We start from the raw sequence: 17276 nt of genomic DNA, 5'->3' as shown, positions 1-17276 counted from the left end.
CTTTTTTGTACTACTACTACTAGGTTGTTGGTGTCCTAGTCTTAATGGCCTTTTTTATTGCTTTTGCGAACTGATCAAGCTTCAAATCGCTTTTTTTGGCAATATGATATACTTTTTCATTTAAAATTTTCTTTTCCTCAAGGGTTAAAATTTTCGCAGTTACTATGATAATTGGAATATCCTTGGTTTCAGGGATTTTAGCAAGTTCATCTATTACATCAAAGCCATCCATCTTTGGCATCATTAAATCAAGTAGGATTACTGCGGGTGATATACTTTTAGCTTTTTCAATTCCTTCCTTCCCGCTATAAGCTTTCTGTACTTTATAGCCTTTAGCTTCCAATAGATCTGAGATTAACTCCAAAGCTAGTGGTTCATCATCAATGGCAAGAAGTTCAATGTTTTCCGCCTGTATTTCTGGGAAAATATTTTCTAAAGCAGAATACAGCCTGTCTTGATTTATTGGTTTTAAGAGGTAATCTTGAGCCCCTAAAGCTAGACCTTTATCTTGATCAGATAGGATAGATATTATCACTACGGGAATATGAGCAGTTTTTTTGCGGTTTTTCAATTCTGATAGTACGTCCCATCCATCTTTTTCAGGTAGCATGATGTCAAGGGTTATCAAGGATAACTCTTCGCTATGTTCATCTGCAATAGATATACCCTCTTCTCCGGTTTTTGCAATAATGGAGTGAAAGTTGAGATCATCTAAATACTCTGAGAGTACTGAAGTAAATGATGGGTCATCTTCAATTATTAGAGATAAGGGTTTACTTTTACCTACTTTGTTGACTAAATTATCTTTTTTTATACTTGCAATGGCTTCTACATTCACTTGGTCTTGCAATGATGTGGAAATCGTTAGAGGAAATTTAACGATAAACTTACTACCCTTGTTTAATTCACTTTCCACCTGAACTGTACCATTACCTAATTCGACCATTTTTTGAACTAAATTAAGTCCTAGACCAGCCCCCTCATACTTTCTGCTTAAATAGTTATCTAATTGCAAAAATGGTTCAAAGATGATCTTGTGCTTATCATTTGGTATGCCAATCCCCGTATCCCATACTTCGATTACTACCAAGCTGTTTTCTACTCTAGCATTTAATCCTACTGAGCCTTCTTTTGGAGTAAATTTAATGGCATTGGTTAACAAGTTATAAACAATTTGTTGGATTTTTCTCTTGTCACCATATACATCTGTGAGGGACTTTTCATCAATTTGTAATTGAAGTTTTATCCCATCCTTAAGGGCTCTTTCCTTAATCATAGTGAGGCTGTTCTTAAGCATATTGGCCAAATTAAATTGTTCTTCTTCCCATTCCATTTTCCCTGACTCAATTTTTGAGATATCTAAAATGTCATTAATTAGAGACAGAAGATGATTACCACTATATATAATGTTCTGGACATATCGGGTTTGTTTTCCACCTAATTTCCCAGCAACCTCTTGCTCGAGTAGTTCTGAAAAGCCCAGAATGGAATTTAGTGGAGTTCTCAACTCATGGGACATTGTGGCAAGAAATTCACTTTTGGCTTTATTAGCTTGTTGAATTTGGTGCAGATTGGCTTTTTCATCAGAAATATCTCTAAAAACTTCAACTGCACCCAGAATAGTACCATCTTCATCTATAATTGGTGAGGCGCTAAGCAGGCAAGGAATAGAAATTCCTTTTTTTGTTTTTAAAAAAAACTCTTCCCCATTAATAAATTTTCTTTCCTGGATAAGCTGAGAACCGTAACAACTTTTAGTATTACATAAATGATTTCCCTTTGAATCAGAGTGCATAAGTAAATCAATGCATTTTTTGCCGAGAACTTCTGAAGCTGTATAGCCGGTTATTCTCTCAGCACCTATACTCCAAGATTGGATTGTACAGTTAGTGTCAATACTAAGAATACCTTCTGCGGAGCTTCTTAATACTGCTTCTGCATATTTTTTTTCTCTATCCAAGTCAATATTTTTGGTTTCTAATTTTCCCACAAGTGATTGGATAGAGTTGTAATTAGAAATGTTGTTTAGAGTAATCCCCAGTTGGGACGCTATCTGGTTAAACATGGTGAGCTGTTTTTTGGAGATACTCTGAAGGCTACCCAGCACAATTACTCCCAGTAGTTTATTCTGATAGGATATTGGAATTCCAGCAATAGTTTTTAAAGGAATATGTAATGTACCAACTGGAATGTACCATTCCTCACCAGGGGAATCTATTGTTATGGATTTATTTGATGCTGCTACTTGTCCAACAAATCCTTCTCCAATCTGGTAGCTGTCAGTAAGGTTGTTTGAAGTAAAACCACTCTCTAGAACTAACACATTCTCCCATTCATTATAAATATAGATAGCGGAATAAGTTATTTCCTCTGAGCCGGCAAGTTCCTTAGTAAGCTGTTGTAGAATGTGGTCCTTGTTATATCCAGAAGCCATCCATTTTAAGGTGTTCTGTGAAACTTTTTCTTGCTTTAGTATATCTACCATTGTATTGAAGTTTTTTGCTAGAAAGCCAATCTCATCATTGTTTTTAGCTGTAATCTTTAATTCAAAGTTGTTTTCTTCAACATTTTTCATTGCTTCAGAAATTTCATAAATGGGCTTGATTACATTATTGTTCAAATCTCTAGTAACCAATAAAGCACCAATAACTACAGTCAGTGTTAAGATAAGTAACATAAGGAGTTGATAAGTTCTAGAATTTTCGCTTTGTTCCATTAAAGCAGTAACGGCATCGTATGATCTGCTTTCTAATTCATTCATTTGCTGGTCAAAATCTCGTGAGATGGAAAGTGTATTAGTTAAGAATTCTACTCGAGCTTCCTCAATATCTCCTGAGTTTAAGAAATTAATTGTGCTATTGGCAGAGGCATGGACTTCTGCGTGCCTAGACAGTGTTTCTTGAAATATGTGTAGATCAGCAGAACTAGGTTCTAAATTTTTTAAAAATATTCCAACTGCACATTGGGAGTCATCTAATTCAGGAGAAGGTACTGTACCCTCCATTAAACCACTATCTATCATATGTATCCATGTCTGATGTTGATAACGTGCTTGTGCCAATTGTAAGTTTTCTTCTTTTGTGACAGAAATTTGTTCTTGCAGGTTATCTTCCGTTATGTTTATCCAGAACAAAGATACACCCTGAATCATAACAAGGGAAACAATTATTATAGCTCCAATTAAAATCCTATGTTTAATAGAATATGACATAAAACCCATTCCTCCAACATTCCTATAAAAATTCGCAAGGCTGGCAGTCGACTTTTTTAATAAATTACACATTTATTGTCGAATTCCTTGTTTATTTTAATACTTTATAACCTTTGTGCTTAAGAATTCTGCATCAGAGGGATCATGGGTTACAAGGACAACTGGGATAAAAAATTGGTGTAAGAATTCCTTAACTTCTTCTCTTAACCTTTGCCGCATTGTAGCATCCACAGCTGAGAAAGGTTCATCTAATAATAATACTTTAGGTGATGTGGATAATGTTCGTAAGAGGGCAACCCTCTGCTTCTCACCCCCAGATAATTGCCAGGGAAACATCGCGGTTTTATCTTGAAGGCCTACTTTTTTGAGGAGAGCTTCTATGATTTCCTTTTTTTCCCTTTTGCTTTTACTTACTAGTCCATAACCTACATTGCCGCCAACTGTCATATGAGGAAATAGTCCGTATTGTTGGGGGACATAGCCAACTTTTCTTTCTTGTGGAGTAAGGTTTATATTTTTAGATTTATTAAACAAATAAGTTTCGCCCAACCTAATGAAACCATTCTCAGGTTCTATCAATCCGGCAATGCATTTGAGTGTTAAGCTCTTACCTGAGCCTGATGGTCCAAATAGGGTAATTATCTCTCCGTTATTTACCTGCCATTGCTTGTCTAGAATAAAAGAACCCAAGTCCTTTTTTATCATGATAGTAAGCATTAAATTACCACCTCTTAATCTTGGTGACTTTATTAAGCGTTAATAGTACTGCTATTGTTAGAATACTGATAATTATTACCAACATATTTGCTAGTTGAGAATTTCCTGCTTGGACTGCATCATAGATTGCAACTGAAAGAGTTTGAGTTTTTCCTGGAATGTTGCCAGCTACCATAAGTGTGGCTCCAAATTCCCCCATAGCCCTGGCGAATGCTAAAACCATCCCAGCAATAATGCTTTGCCAGGAAAGTGGTAGTGTGATGGTAAAAAAGATGACAATTTCAGATCTTCCAAGGGTACGTGCTACGTCCTCTAAATCCGTATCTATTGCCTCAATACCTGCTTGTACAGTACGGGCTAGTAGCGGTAGAGAGACTATGGAAGCAGCTATTACAGCAGCCTGCCATGTAAAAATTAAGTTAATACCAAAGGTATTGAAGAGAAAATTTCCTAGAAAACTTTGTCTTCCTATGAGAACAAGCAAATAATATCCTAGTACAGTAGGGGGTAGAACGAGGGGTAAAGTTATAAAAGAGGACAAAAGAGATTTACCAAAAAAAATACCCCTGGCCATAAGCCAACCTAAGGGGGTCCCTATGATAATTACTATTAATGTGGAGTATGCTGCTACTTTAAGTGATAGATAGATAGGAAACAAATCCATAAAAATCACCTGCATTTTTTTAATTTTGGTTCTGGGGTAGTGTAAATTCATACTTTTCCATAATAGCTCTACCCTCTGAACTATTGATAAAGTTTGCAAAGTCTAAAGAGATTTCTATATGAGAGGAGTTTTTCACTACTGCAAGCATCTGCTCTAGAGGATTATGGAGCGTATCATCAATAATAGTGAATTCGATTTCTGGAACATTAGCTATTGAATGCGCAATGATTCCAACTTGAGCATTGCCTGTCTGTACAAACTGTAATGTCTGGGTAACATTTTCCCCATATACCAACTTTTGCTCAATTTCATCCCATACGTTACTGGATAGAAGAGCTTCTTTGGCTGCTAATCCATACGGTGCATGGTTTGGATTTGCGATTGCTATTTGATCAATTTCTTTTAATACTAAATCGTTTAGGGATTCTATCTCTAAGCCTGACTTTTTGTTGACAGCTAAGACAATTCTTCCAATCGCATATAATTCTTTTGTTTCTGCTATGAGATGTTCTGATTCAATCAAGTCTTCAATAAATTCTTTATTTGCAGAGGCAAATAAATCAATAGGTGCACCCTGGGATATTTGCTGAGCAAGGTTGCCAGATGAACCAAACAGGAATACAACCCTTGTTGCTGTTTTTTCTTCATATAATGTACCTATTTCCTCAAAGGCAAAACGCAGGTCAGATGCTGCAGCGACCGTTATGGTAGTTTGGTTGGTATCAGTTGTTTTTTGGGTACAACCAAATATGAATACTATTAAAATCATAAAGAATGATAACGTGATAAGTCTTTCCTTCATGTATATTTCTCCTTGAAACGTTGTACTTGTTTTAGTATAACGCATCTAATGTTGACTAGTCAAAGTGTTTTTTGAATATTTTTTCCAATGCTATTTCACACTCTTCATGAAAAATAACGTATTTCTCCATCAATTGGCGAGCATCATCTGTCAGTTCAGATCCTCCACCCATAGGACCTCCTATTTGACTTTGAATTAATGGAAAACCAAGGTTTTTCTCAATTCTTTTAAGTAAAGTGTGGGCTTGACTGTAAGACATCCCCATGGATTTGGCAGCGTTTGAGAGAGAACCCTGTTCTTCAATCCCTTGTAGAAGTTTGTATGGGCCATCACCGAATACTTTACCTTTCTTGTCTAACCATATTTTGTATTTTAGTGTATACATGATTTTGCTCCTTAACCACATAAATATGTAATAATTATACCATTTAGTGGTACTAAACCAAAGTTGGTGAAATGTTTTTGGGTAAAATTCATTTTTTGTGATTTATGTAAGAAAAAGTGGAACAATAAGTCATAATATGTCTATGAAGGGGTCTTTATGTCTTCTAAAAGAATTCATTTCGTGATAGAATACTTTGGGATATTGGTAGGGGTAGTATTAACAGCCCTTGCGCTTGTTTTGTTTCTGGTACCAAATAAGATTGCAGCAGGTGGAGTTAGTGGCTTAGCAACAGTTGTCTTTCATACTCTTGGATTTCCTGTGGGTATTACAATGCTAACTATAAATATTCCGTTATTTATCTTTAGTGTAAAGGCATTGGGAGTAAGGTATGGTATTAAGACCTTATTTGGAACAATAACTATTGCTATAGTGGTAGATTACCTTGAGCCAATTGTTACTCCATTGACTACAGATCCATTCTTAGCTGCTCTTTATGGAGGAATTCTTGCGGGAATTGGGATTGGGATCGTATTTAAATTTGGTGGAACTACTGGAGGTACTGACCTTGGTGCTCAGCTTTTAAAAAAATTTACAGGAATGAGTTCTGGCCAGGGACTTTTGATTATTGACGCTTTTGTGATTACGATAGCAGCACTTTTTTTCAATGTGGAGCTTGCTCTTTTTGCCCTGATTGCTTTATTTGCCACTTCAAAGGTCATTGATTTGGTTCAAGAGGGGTTTCACTATGCAAGGGCTGCTTTTATTATATCTAATGCACCTGATGAAATAACCAAGGAAATTTTTGAGAAGCTAAACAGGGGCGTAACAATTTTAAAAGGAAAAGGGGCTTACAGCGGAAAAGAGAGGGATGTTATCCTGGTTGTAATCAGCCAGCCAGAGGTAACTCGGTTAAAGGTGTTAGTACATGGGATAGATAATAGTGCTTTCATAATTATTACTCATATTCATGAAGCCCTTGGTGAAGGTTTTAAAAGCCTCTCCAATGTCTAAGAACCAGCCAAGGGGACGGTTCTTCTGGCTGGATTAAGCCGTACAAATGGGGACATTCCTCAGGTGTGAAGTGTGATGTTGTCCATAATAGCAGGTGTGTCCCCTTAATTAAACAGGAGGTAACAAAATGGACCTAATTGAAAAAAAGCATTTGGAACAAAAAGCAAATATTATTAGACAGCACATTATTAATATGATAGGGGAAGCAGGATCAGGACATCCCGGTGGATCTTTATCTGCAACTGATATTTTAGCTGTCTTATATTTTAAAACACTAAGGATTGATCCTGATAATCTTAAAAATCCATCAAGAGATAGATTTATTCTATCCAAGGGTCATGCTGCACCCCTACTTTACGCTACGCTAGCGGAAAAAGGTTTTTTTCCTACTGAGAAACTCATGACATTAAGAAAGATTAATAGTGATCTTCAGGGGCATCCAGATATGAAATCTGTTCCAGGAGTTGAAATGTCAACGGGCTCTTTAGGACAAGGTTTTTCTGTAGCAACTGGTTTAGCACTAGGAGCTAATTTGGATAAAGCCGACTACAGGGTCTATGCACTTCTGGGTGATGGCGAGATTCAAGAGGGTATTGTGTGGGAGGCAGCAATGCTTGCAGCACATTATAAGCTGGACAACCTTACTGCAATCTTAGACCATAATGGACTTCAGATTGATGGAAAAGTTGAAGATGTTATGTCACCAGAACCAGTAAGCGATAAATGGAGGGCTTTTGGTTGGAATGTAATTGATATTGATGGACACAATCTGGAGGAAATTGATAGGGCTTTTGATGAAGCTGCCTCTCACAAAGGGCAACCTACTATGATAGTAGCGAAAACAGTTAAAGGTAAAGGTGTTTCATATATGGAGGATTGTGCTGATTGGCACGGAAAAGCGTGTAATATAGAGGAGAGAAATAAGGCGCTTGCTGAATTAGCTGGCAACTAAATCATAGACTTATAGTTTTAATACTTGTTACAAGGAGGCAGTTTATATGCAAACGAAGATAGCTACTAGAGATGCTTACGGAAAAACACTAGTTAAGCTGGGCAAAAAATATCAAGATATTGTTGTTTTAGATGCTGACCTATCCAAATCTACAAAGACTGCTCTATTTAAGGGAGAATTTCCAGATAGATTTTTCAATGTTGGAATTGCAGAACAGAATTTAGCCTGTGTTGCTGGTGGAATGTCATTAGCTGGCAAGGTTCCCTTTGCTAGCAGTTTTGCCATGTTTGCTACAGGTAGAGCTTTTGAAATGATACGTAATTCATTATGCTATCCAAAGCTCAATGTTAAAATCGCTGCAACGCATGCTGGAATTACTGTAGGGGAAGATGGTGCTTCTCATCAGGCAAATGAGGATGTCGCGATAATGAGGGCCATTCCTAACATGACCGTTTTGGTACCTGCTGATGCTGTGGAGACAGAACAAATTATTGAAGCCGCTTATAATTATAACGGACCAGTATACATACGTCTTGGAAGGTCAGGAGTTCCTGTACTATATGATGATAATTATAAGTATCAAATAGGCAAGGCAAGTAAATTACGAGACGGTAAGGATGTATCTATCATTGCCATGGGAATCATGGTTAGCAAGGCATTGGAGGCAGCTGAAATGTTAGCAGAGGAAGGTGTCCAAGCCTCTGTTTATAATATGTCAACAATCAAACCCATTGACGTAGACGCCATTGAGGAAGCTGCACAAACAGGCTGTGTTGTAACAGCTGAAGAACACAGTATTATTGGGGGATTAGGTAGTGCAGTAGCAGAGGTGCTAGGAGAAAAATGTCCAGTTCCATTAGAAAGGGTAGGCATCATGGACACTTTTGGCGAGTCTGGAAAGCCTGACGAACTTTTGAAAAAATATGGACTGACTAAAGAAAATATTGCTAGTGCGGTTATAAGGGTAATGGATAGAAAGACTACATGCCATCATAAGTAAAGTGGATAATGTATTATTTAAAAAAAGACGGTTCTGGAAAAGAAGGCAATGATTTAAAAGAGAAGCTTTTCTCTGCTGAAGAGTATGGTTACTGGTGAAGGCTTGTTTATAACCACCTTTACAAACCAAGGAAATGGCAAGCGATGCGTAGCCTTGGCAACGCCTTATCGGGGCAAGGTAATACCTTTTGATTTGGAAGAATACGGTGGGACGCTGATATGTCAGAAGGATTCCTTCCTATGTGATGCCAAGGGCATCTCAATAGGTATTGCTTTTCAAAAGAAAATAGGCATTGGTCTATTTGGTGGAGAGGGTTTCATAATGATATTCAATTTGCAGGAAACATAAAGAACGCCCTTTTTGGTGGAGAGGGTCTAACTCTTGTAACGTTAACTGGTCCGGGAAAATATGGCCGCAGTCACTACTATTCTCTCGTCCTGCAGACAGAATTTACGCTGCAAGCAAATCCGGTGGAGGTAAGAGTAAAGGAGAAGGTAGCATGTTAGGAAATATTGGGATAGGAAACCTGTTAGGTGGTAAAGATCAGTGGCAATATGAAATAGCTTAAAAGTAGATACATGACCTCCGTTCCGTTGTAGTGGATTGGGGGTCTTTTTTATTATGGGTATATTAGGAAAAGTGGGTGTAAAGCTTTTAGGATAACCGAACATCCACAGCCCTCCAAAAAACTCTGATCTGACAAGACCTAAAGTAATATAATGCAACTTCTATTTGTTGATAGACTTTCGACAAATTTTTCAGAATAATACATAATAAATGTTAAAAAAAATAAACATGACAATTTCTTACAAACCTTTTTCTTCTGAAGGAGAAAAAGGTTTTTTGTCGAAATAGGCTAAGGATATAGTAAAATAATAGCAAATAACTTCGACATAAAGTAATAGTCGCGCTAGGAGTGGTAAAGTTGATACAGTTTTGCAGTGTAACTAAGACATATGAAAATGGCACCACCGCTCTTAATAATATTAACCTCAAAGTGGAAAAAGGAGATTTTCTATTTCTTGTAGGGGCAAGTGGGGCTGGTAAATCTACCTTGCTGAGCCTGTTATTTAGAGAAGAAATACCATCTAAGGGCCAAATATTTATTGCTGGAAAAAATATTGTGAGATTAAAAAGAAGTGAACTACCCTATGTCCGTAGGAATATGGGCATAGTTTTCCAGGATTTTCGTTTACTCCCAGATAGAAATGTTTTCGAAAATGTTGCCTTTACCTTAGAAGTTCTACAATACAGCAAGAAAGATATCATGAGATTGGTTCCAATTGTACTTAAACAGGTTGGCATTGCACATAGAGCAAAAAACTTTCCTAAACAACTTTCTGGTGGTGAGCAACAAAGGACCGCAATCGCCAGAGCAATAATTAACAACCCTCCAATTGTTGTAGCAGATGAACCTACTGGAAATCTTGACCCTAAAACATCTGTAGAAATAATGAAATTACTTGAGGATATCAACTATCGTGGTACAACTACAATGGTAGCTACACATGATAAGGATATCGTTAATTCTATGCATAAAAGAGTGGTAGCTCTTGACAATGGTAAGCTTACAAGTGATGAAAGAGAAGGGAGCTACATCTAATGAAACCTAGGACTATATTATATTTTTTTAAGCAGGCAGGTAAGTCCCTATTTAGGCATGGGTGGATGGGAGCTGCATCAGTATTAACCACAGCAATAGCCTTACTTATCTTTGGTGTCTTTGCATTAGTAATGATGAATATTAATCTGATTTCTGGTCATGTTGAATCAACCTTAGAAGTGGTCGTTTGGGTTGATAGTGATGCAGATAAGGAAACAGTTGAAGATGTAGGTACTTATCTCCAAAATATCAGTCAGGTTAATGAAGTCAGGTATGTCTCTAAAGAGGAAGGCTTAGAACAGCTAAGCAGAGAACTTGGAGGAAACTATGATCTTCTTTGGTCCCTTGGCGGAGAAAATCCATTGCCCGACTTTTATGTTGTAAAGGTTAATGATTCTGAACTTGTACGAACCGTTGCTCAGAGGATTGCAAATCTTCCCCCTGTTGAAAAAGTAGATTATGGACAGGATTATTTGGATAAGGTCCTATCTCTATTATATTGGGTGAGAATGGTCGGAATTGGAATGACTTCTCTTCTAGCAGCAGCAGCAGTATTCTTAATAGGAAATACTGTTAGAATTACCGTTTATGCCAGAGCTAATGAAATCACTATTATGAAATATATAGGAGCTACAAATTGGTTTGTTCGTTGGCCTTTTTTGCTTGAAGGCATGTTTTTAGGTGCTATTGGTGCTGCTATTGCAGCCACTTCGGTCTATTTTGGCTACAATGTTTTGGTGGAACAGGTTTCCCCAGCAATTACCTTTATCCCTATTATTCAAGATAAAGAATTGTTGTTAAACATATCAGGGTTGCTAGTGCTTATTGGAACACTTTTTGGTGGTATAGCAAGTTATCTTTCCTTAGGTAGATATCTTCGTTTTTAAATCAACATCAACATTACTATGGAGAGTAATGTAATGATAGATTAATTGTTTTAATGACTTTCCAAATCTAAAACGAAAGGGGTGAAGAATTGAAAAGGATTATTGCAATTTTCATAGTTGTTCTTTTTGTAACAGTCACCCTAAGTACTGTATCTGCAGATGAGCTTGATGATCTTAGACGAGAACAAGAAGCAATTCAAAAAGAGATGCAGCAGGAAAAAGAATCTTTGAAATCTGCGGAGCAACAATTTACGTCCTTATCAGAACAGGTAAAGTATTTAGAAGATCAACTTTCTAAAGTTGAGCGTGAGTTAGCTACCTTAAATAAGAATGTAAAGGATGCAGAAGGACTTGTGATTCTTGCTGAAGAAGAGCTAATTCAAGTTGAAAATGAGCTCCAGGAAAAAGTAGATTCATTCAAAGAACGCCTAAAGCAGATCTATCAAAAGGGAGATGTCAATTTCTTTGAGGTGTTAACAGAATCGTCAAGTATTACAGACTTCTTGGTCCGCTTTGAACTTCTTAAGAAGATAGCGGAAAAGGATATGGAACTAGTTGAGGAAATTGATAGACAGCGTATAATAGCCGAAGAAAAAAAGGAAGAGCTTGAAAAGAAAAGAGACTATGTTGTTTTACTTAAAAAACAAAGTGAAGCCAAGCTTGCCCAACTAGAAGCGCAGAAAAAAGAACAGCAATCATTTTTAGCTCAGGTTCGGCAGGAAAAATCAGTTATAGAAAGAGCCTTAGCTGAATTAGAGGGTGACTCTGAGAAGCTTGCTTCTAGGATTCGTGCTATACAGGTAAGCAGAAGTGGAAGTGGCTTGACTGGTCCTAATGGGAAATTTAATTGGCCAACTCCTGGTTACACTAGGGTTACTTCTGATTATGGTATGAGGATCCATCCAGTTCTAAAAACTAGAAGAATGCATACCGGAGTCGATATTGGGGCTCCCAATGGAAGTTCTGCAGTAGCAGGTGAACTGGGTGAGGTGATTTATGCAGGTTGGTTTGGCGGCTATGGGTGGACTGTAGTTGTTGACCATGGAGGTGACATATCCTCAATGTATCCCCATCTTTCCAAAATAACTGTTAATGAGGGTGACATAGTTGCTAGAGGACAGGAAGTTGGAAAAATTGGAACAAGTGGTTTAAGTACAGGTCCTCATATACATTTTGAAGTTAGGGAAAATGGAGATCCTGTTAATCCTTGGTCTTACTTGCGTTAATCGCATCTAGAAGTTTGTCCGATGGCTAACTACCACTAGCCTTGCATGGGTTCAGCTATGCCAACAAGTTGACAAGTTCTCCAAGACTCCCACCTCTTTAGGTGGGAGATAAGTGGTACTAAGCCCCTGGATAACGGTTTCTAATATTCAGATGGAGTCAAAACTCCACCTGAATAAAGAATCCTGTTTATTCATAGGTTTCTAAGGAAATCTAAGTGAACTCGTTCAGCCAAAGCTGAACATTGGGGAATCGGATGGAGACTCTACTCCACCTGATTTAGCCAAATTGGGGACATTCCTGGTTATAAAATATTTTGGATAAAAATTGGTATAGACTAAAGCAGTATCTTAACTTACAATTAGGGTGTTGCTTTTTTTTTATTTGTTTTTAAAGTTTCTAAAGGGGAAAAGCATGCTTAAAATGAATAAGTGTAAATAAGGATGTTGACGTAAATAATATGTAATATAATTAAAGTCCTTCAACATACCATATAAAGAATACAGTAGTCAGTAGTCAGAATCGAAATATCAAGAGCTAAAAGCTAGATCTTCTCTTCTTCTGAATTCCGAATTCTGTCTCCTGTCCTTAAAACAAGTTAGGTAGGTGCGAACATGATAAACTCAGCTGTAAAAAAAGTAATGTATGGGATACTTATAGTTTTAATTATTGTCTCATTCATAATATCTTCTAGTGTTGTGTATATAATTTCTACTAATCACGAAAATTTGGGTCAAGTAATTAAAGCGTTTACATTAATAAAAGCTCAATCTATAGAAGAAACTACTACTGGAGAGTTAATTCAAGGATCTGTAAGTGGAATGATCGATGCTCTTGATGATCCATATTCAGTTTATTTGGATGCAGACACTTTTAATACCCTTCAGGAAAGAATGAGCGGTACTTATGGTGGTGTAGGACTATTGATTACAAAGGATGATGAAGGGAGGCTTGTTGTTGTGTCTCCGTTTAGAGGGACTCCTGCTCATAGAGCTGGGGTGGCAACGGGAGATTTTATAGTAAAGATAAATGACGAGGATACATCTGACATGGAGCTGGAAACTGCTGCTTCATTGATGCAGGGGGACCCTGGAACAGATGTTACTATTACTACATTCAGAGAAGGTAGAGAAAATAAAGATATAGCAATTACAAGGGAAATAATTACAGTTCCATCTGTTGATGGCACTATAATTGAAGAAGAACCTGATATAGCATATATAAACCTATCTATGTTTAATGAAAATACTATAGATGAACTGCAGCAGGATTTAGGAGAACTGGGTAAGATAGGATATAGTGCTCTTGTTTTAGATATGAGAAATAATCCTGGAGGTAGTCTGCAGTCCGCAATAGAAGTAGCAGATGAATTCATACCTGAGGGACCGGTAGTTCATATTGTAAGCAAATTCTCCACTAATACCTTTACCGCTTCAGGGCCAGCTATTGATATACCATTTGTTGTTCTTGTAAATTCAGGAAGTGCAAGTGCTTCTGAGATAGTAGCAGGAGCTATACAGGATACAGGCGTAGGAATTTTAGTAGGTGAAAGAACATTTGGCAAAGGACTTGTCCAAAGTATATTTCCATTAGATGACGGAGCTGCATTAAAGCTTACAACGGCTAAGTATCTAACACCAAATGAAAGAGATATAAATAAGAAAGGAATTGACCCTGATATTGAAGTCATCCTTACCCCTGAGGAAGCTTTTGAAGCTTTGCAGGATGCGCCAGATCCAGCTAACGATCCACAGTTGCAAAAAGCTATAGAAATAATAAAGTCCAAGCTAAACTAAGCAATACAAGAGTCAGGAGTCTAGAGGCAAGCGTCCAGCTACCTTATTGAAGTTGGTGATAGAATATGTTTTCATTTATTGTAGATTTAATACCTATGGTTTTAAGATCTTTTGCTTATTTGATACTTTCTCCGTTTTTTTGGGTAATAGTATTCTTAATCGGCATGCAGTACAGACGTATTGCAAAACAAAAAGAAGTTTTGTTTGGAGTAAAAGATGAAACTGTATGGCAGCAGGTAACTGTTGCCATTCTCTATGGGATATTAGGGGGAATTTTTGGTGCCTTTCTAATGATTATAGGAGGCATCACTATTACAAATATTGGGATCGGGTACTTATGGGCAGTAGCCATTTTTCTTCTGTTTGTTAGTCCTAGATTTTTGTGTTTTTCCTATGCAGGTAGTATCATTTCTTTAAGTTATCTGATGTTTGGGTGGCCTGTAATTGAAGTAGCTCACTTGATGGGTTTAGTAGCTATATTACACTTAGTTGAGAGTTTTTTAATATTAGTAAGCGGTCATTTAGGGGCAATGCCTGTATACACAAAGAATCATAAGGGAGAAACCGTAGGTGCCTTTACTTTGCAGAAGTTCTGGCCAATACCTATTGTGGCCCTTATGGTGGTAACAGGTGTGCCTGCTGGTGAAACAGTACCAATGCCTGATTGGTGGCCCCTGATTAAGTCCTTAGAACAACCTTTTGAAGCTGGCAAGGGTTATTATGCTATGTTGCCTGTGGTGGCAGCATTAGGCTATACTGATCTTGCGATGACAATGAATCCTCAACAAAAAAGCTATCATACTGCAGCTCTTTTATCAATATATAGTGTTGTTTTGTTTATACTTGCAGTTATTGCTTCTCATTATATTTACTTAGCAATCCTACCCGCCCTTTTTGGGGCACTTGGACACGAATTAACTATTTATCTTGGCAAAAAAAATCAGATGCAAGGAAAACCCTTATACGTATCTTCTGAAGTTGGGGTAAAGATTCTAGATGTGATGACGGGATCTCCCGCAATGAAGATGGGTATTCGTAGTGGTGATATTGTCCTATCGATTAACAATATGAAAGTTGAGAATAGGTATCATATGGCCGCTTTATTGCAAACCCTCTATAATTTCGTCGAAATTGAATATCTTAAAAGTGGCGATAATAGAATATATCGTGAAACCCTTTGGATAAAGCCGGGGAAATCTTTTGGTGTGATTCCAGTACCTGAACTTACAGATAGCCCGCAGGTAACCCTTTCTGGCAAAGGTATTTTAGTGAGATGGTACCATAAAATTGTCACCAAATTCAAATCAGAAAAGTAGCCATGAGTAATACTGTAAGGGAGAGAGGTTTATGGATAATGTAAGGAAAGCGCATGTCCACATTTTCGCTGAGGCCAGTACTGCAGATGGTTTTATTTCATATATTGATTCGGTTTTGTCAGGACTAAGAAAAATCTATATTCTAACTGGAGGAACTCATAAGTTAAAGTCAGACTATCTTATTGAAACCGCAGATTTTTTAAATAATAAGGGGATACCTATTGAGTTTATAATGTGTGGTATTGATCATGAAAAGGTGGATGGAATAATAATTCCTCCCATAAGAACTGCTATAATTGATGGATCATATCCCCATAAATATGAAGCTAGATACCCTGGTGTTGTTGAAGAAACTATCAACTTAGAAGAATGTTGGGATAAAGATGTGCTTGATAAAGATAGAGAAGAAATAGTTGATTTAACTAATAAAGTAATGAATACTATGGAAAAAGGTACTCGTTATCTTAAGACAGCTCGAGAAATACATAATCATTGGGAACAATTATATGTTGTGGGGCTAAGACATGATGCAGCAAATAAAAAAGCCCATAAGGTAATAAATGAAATTTTTAAGGATGTTGGACCCAAGATACGTCATCTGTTTGCAAGTAGCATAAATTTTAAAGGTTCAGTTAACTTTATTAATGAGATTACTGCCAACTGTACAAAAAGATATATATTAAAGGGGCAGCCAGGAACAGGTAAAGCCACGCTTATAGAAAAGGTAGTTGAAGAAGCAACAAGCAATAATTTTAATATAGACATTTATCACTGTGCTCTTGATCCAAGTAAATTTGATATGGTAGTCATACCACAATTGAAGGTTAGTGTTATTCATGGTACACCACCGCATTGGATTGAACCTACTAGAATCGGTGATGTTGTTGTTGATATGCTTGAATGTATCGACGAGGAAGTTGTTGTTAATTCTGCTAAGGAAGCAGAACGCCTTGAGGAAGAGTTTGAACTAACGCAGGAGCAAGCTGTACGTACTTTTAAAGAAGCAAAAGCTTTCTATGATAAACTTGATAAAATATATTTATCTGCTACAGTCCATAAAAAATTGCACGTAATATTAGGAAATCTAAAGCAAAACTTAAAAGAGGAAATAGAAAAACATAATAACAATAATAGCTTGTAAATAATATAGTTAAAAGAAATGGGCAGGAACCTTATAGCATTTGTAAGGTTCTTTTTTCATAATTTACCACATTTGAATGATATTATATCTAAGCACTTAACTGTAAAAAGAGAGAGCCTTTGTGATTGTGAAGGCTCTCTCTTTTAAATTTGCTTCTATTCAGTTGCAAGAACTTCGACTTTTACTTCCCCTAATCCATGGGGTCTAAGACCAATAGATTCTGCTGCAGCCCGTGAAAGATCAATAATTCTATCTTCCTTATGAGGGCCCCTATCATTTATACGTACTTTTATAGTTTTTCCTGTGTCTAAGAATGTGACATTAACAAGTGTACCAAAAGGCAATGTCCTATGTGCAGCAGTAAATTTATTCTGGTCAAAAACCTCTCCACTTGATGTCCTTCTGCCATGGAACTTACCTCCATACCAAGAAGCTATACCATTTATTGAATAGAGGATATCCTTTTCAATTGTACTATCTCCCTTAGAAATTTGGATTGTGCTAGTGTTGTTATCCCAATCTACAGAATATCCTAGGGTTTCACCTACAAATCTTAGCGGAACAAAA

General features: G+C 37.0%; 16 protein-coding genes. 10 read left to right on the top strand and 6 right to left on the bottom strand.

Features of this window, described 5'->3' with window-relative positions; genetic code table 11:
* Positions 1 to 19: 19 nt before the first annotated feature.
* The 5 genes from APF76_11715 to APF76_11695 form a co-directional block, all read right to left on the bottom strand.
* Positions 20 to 3211: a hypothetical protein gene (locus tag APF76_11715; protein KUO50366.1), complete on the bottom strand. Its 3192-nt coding sequence runs from the start codon at positions 3209 to 3211 to the stop codon at positions 20 to 22.
* Between the two features lie 96 nt (positions 3212 to 3307).
* Positions 3308 to 3928 (bottom strand): hypothetical protein, encoded by a 621-nt coding sequence (locus APF76_11710; GenBank protein ID KUO50365.1) that lies wholly within the window; start codon positions 3926 to 3928, stop codon positions 3308 to 3310.
* Positions 3929 to 3932: 4 nt separating this feature from the next.
* Positions 3933 to 4607 (bottom strand): hypothetical protein, encoded by a 675-nt coding sequence (locus tag APF76_11705; protein ID KUO50391.1) that lies wholly within the window; start codon positions 4605 to 4607, stop codon positions 3933 to 3935.
* A gap of 4 nt (positions 4608 to 4611) precedes the next feature.
* On the bottom strand, positions 4612 to 5394 hold the full coding sequence (locus APF76_11700; GenBank protein KUO50364.1) for a hypothetical protein: 783 nt from the start codon (positions 5392 to 5394) through the stop codon (positions 4612 to 4614).
* A 55-nt stretch (positions 5395 to 5449) separates the two neighbouring features.
* On the bottom strand, positions 5450 to 5779 hold the full coding sequence (locus APF76_11695; protein ID KUO50363.1) for a hypothetical protein: 330 nt from the start codon (positions 5777 to 5779) through the stop codon (positions 5450 to 5452).
* A gap of 156 nt (positions 5780 to 5935) precedes the next feature.
* Between APF76_11695 and APF76_11690 the strand changes: the two genes are divergently transcribed.
* The 10 genes from APF76_11690 (at position 5936) to APF76_11645 (ending at position 16709) form a co-directional block, all read left to right on the top strand.
* Positions 5936 to 6790, top strand: a complete 855-nt coding sequence (locus APF76_11690) for a hypothetical protein (protein ID KUO50362.1) — start codon at positions 5936 to 5938, stop codon at positions 6788 to 6790.
* A gap of 127 nt (positions 6791 to 6917) precedes the next feature.
* The gene (locus APF76_11685; protein KUO50361.1) at positions 6918 to 7742 is read left to right on the top strand and encodes a transketolase; all 825 of its coding nucleotides are present in this window, start codon (positions 6918 to 6920) and stop codon (positions 7740 to 7742) included.
* A gap of 46 nt (positions 7743 to 7788) precedes the next feature.
* Complete coding sequence (locus APF76_11680; GenBank protein ID KUO50360.1) at positions 7789 to 8742, top strand: transketolase; 954 nt, start codon at positions 7789 to 7791, stop codon at positions 8740 to 8742.
* A gap of 84 nt (positions 8743 to 8826) precedes the next feature.
* Positions 8827 to 9090, top strand: a complete 264-nt coding sequence (locus APF76_11675; protein ID KUO50359.1) for a hypothetical protein — start codon at positions 8827 to 8829, stop codon at positions 9088 to 9090.
* Between the two features lie 577 nt (positions 9091 to 9667).
* Complete coding sequence (locus APF76_11670) at positions 9668 to 10345, top strand: cell division ATP-binding protein FtsE (GenBank protein KUO50358.1); 678 nt, start codon at positions 9668 to 9670, stop codon at positions 10343 to 10345.
* Positions 10345 to 11232 carry a hypothetical protein gene (locus APF76_11665; protein ID KUO50357.1) on the top strand — a complete coding sequence of 296 codons (888 nt, stop codon included), beginning with the start codon at positions 10345 to 10347 and terminating at the stop codon, positions 11230 to 11232. Before APF76_11670 ends, APF76_11665 begins: the two co-directional genes overlap by 1 nt.
* 89 nt (positions 11233 to 11321) lie before the next feature.
* On the top strand, positions 11322 to 12458 hold the full coding sequence (locus tag APF76_11660) for a hypothetical protein (protein ID KUO50356.1): 1137 nt from the start codon (positions 11322 to 11324) through the stop codon (positions 12456 to 12458).
* 612 nt (positions 12459 to 13070) lie between these two features.
* Positions 13071 to 14252, top strand: a complete 1182-nt coding sequence (locus tag APF76_11655) for a hypothetical protein (protein KUO50355.1) — start codon at positions 13071 to 13073, stop codon at positions 14250 to 14252.
* Positions 14253 to 14317: 65 nt separating this feature from the next.
* The gene (locus APF76_11650) at positions 14318 to 15568 is read left to right on the top strand and encodes a hypothetical protein (GenBank protein KUO50354.1); all 1251 of its coding nucleotides are present in this window, start codon (positions 14318 to 14320) and stop codon (positions 15566 to 15568) included.
* 31 nt (positions 15569 to 15599) lie between these two features.
* Complete coding sequence (locus tag APF76_11645) at positions 15600 to 16709, top strand: hypothetical protein (GenBank protein ID KUO50353.1); 1110 nt, start codon at positions 15600 to 15602, stop codon at positions 16707 to 16709.
* A 155-nt stretch (positions 16710 to 16864) separates the two neighbouring features.
* Here APF76_11645 and APF76_11640 read toward each other — a convergent pair whose 3' ends face one another.
* Complete coding sequence (locus APF76_11640) at positions 16865 to 17146, bottom strand: hypothetical protein (protein KUO50390.1); 282 nt, start codon at positions 17144 to 17146, stop codon at positions 16865 to 16867.
* Positions 17147 to 17276: the final 130 nt, after the last annotated feature.

It is taken from the genome of Desulfitibacter sp. BRH_c19 (assembly GCA_001515945.1).
In the GTDB taxonomy this organism is placed as follows: Bacteria; Bacillota; DSM-16504; order Desulfitibacterales; family Desulfitibacteraceae; genus Desulfitibacter.
This window is presented reverse-complemented; position numbering and strand designations above follow the sequence as displayed.

Excerpts from the sequence above, each read along its gene's own strand:
- APF76_11715 (KUO50366.1), bottom strand. The coding sequence starts at position 3,211 with ATGTCATATTCTATTAAACATAGGATTTTAATTGGAGCTATAATAATT.
- APF76_11710 (KUO50365.1), bottom strand. The coding sequence starts at position 3,928 with ATGCTTACTATCATGATAAAAAAGGACTTGGGTTCTTTTATTCTAGAC.
- APF76_11705 (KUO50391.1), bottom strand. The coding sequence starts at position 4,607 with ATGCAGGTGATTTTTATGGATTTGTTTCCTATCTATCTATCACTTAAA.
- APF76_11700 (KUO50364.1), bottom strand. The coding sequence starts at position 5,394 with ATGAAGGAAAGACTTATCACGTTATCATTCTTTATGATTTTAATAGTA.
- APF76_11695 (KUO50363.1), bottom strand. The coding sequence starts at position 5,779 with ATGTATACACTAAAATACAAAATATGGTTAGACAAGAAAGGTAAAGTA.
- APF76_11690 (KUO50362.1), top strand. The coding sequence starts at position 5,936 with ATGTCTTCTAAAAGAATTCATTTCGTGATAGAATACTTTGGGATATTG.
- APF76_11685 (KUO50361.1), top strand. The coding sequence starts at position 6,918 with ATGGACCTAATTGAAAAAAAGCATTTGGAACAAAAAGCAAATATTATT.
- APF76_11680 (KUO50360.1), top strand. The coding sequence starts at position 7,789 with ATGCAAACGAAGATAGCTACTAGAGATGCTTACGGAAAAACACTAGTT.
- APF76_11675 (KUO50359.1), top strand. The coding sequence starts at position 8,827 with ATGGTTACTGGTGAAGGCTTGTTTATAACCACCTTTACAAACCAAGGA.
- APF76_11665 (KUO50357.1), top strand. The coding sequence starts at position 10,345 with ATGAAACCTAGGACTATATTATATTTTTTTAAGCAGGCAGGTAAGTCC.
- APF76_11655 (KUO50355.1), top strand. The coding sequence starts at position 13,071 with ATGATAAACTCAGCTGTAAAAAAAGTAATGTATGGGATACTTATAGTT.
- APF76_11650 (KUO50354.1), top strand. The coding sequence starts at position 14,318 with ATGTTTTCATTTATTGTAGATTTAATACCTATGGTTTTAAGATCTTTT.
- APF76_11645 (KUO50353.1), top strand. The coding sequence starts at position 15,600 with ATGGATAATGTAAGGAAAGCGCATGTCCACATTTTCGCTGAGGCCAGT.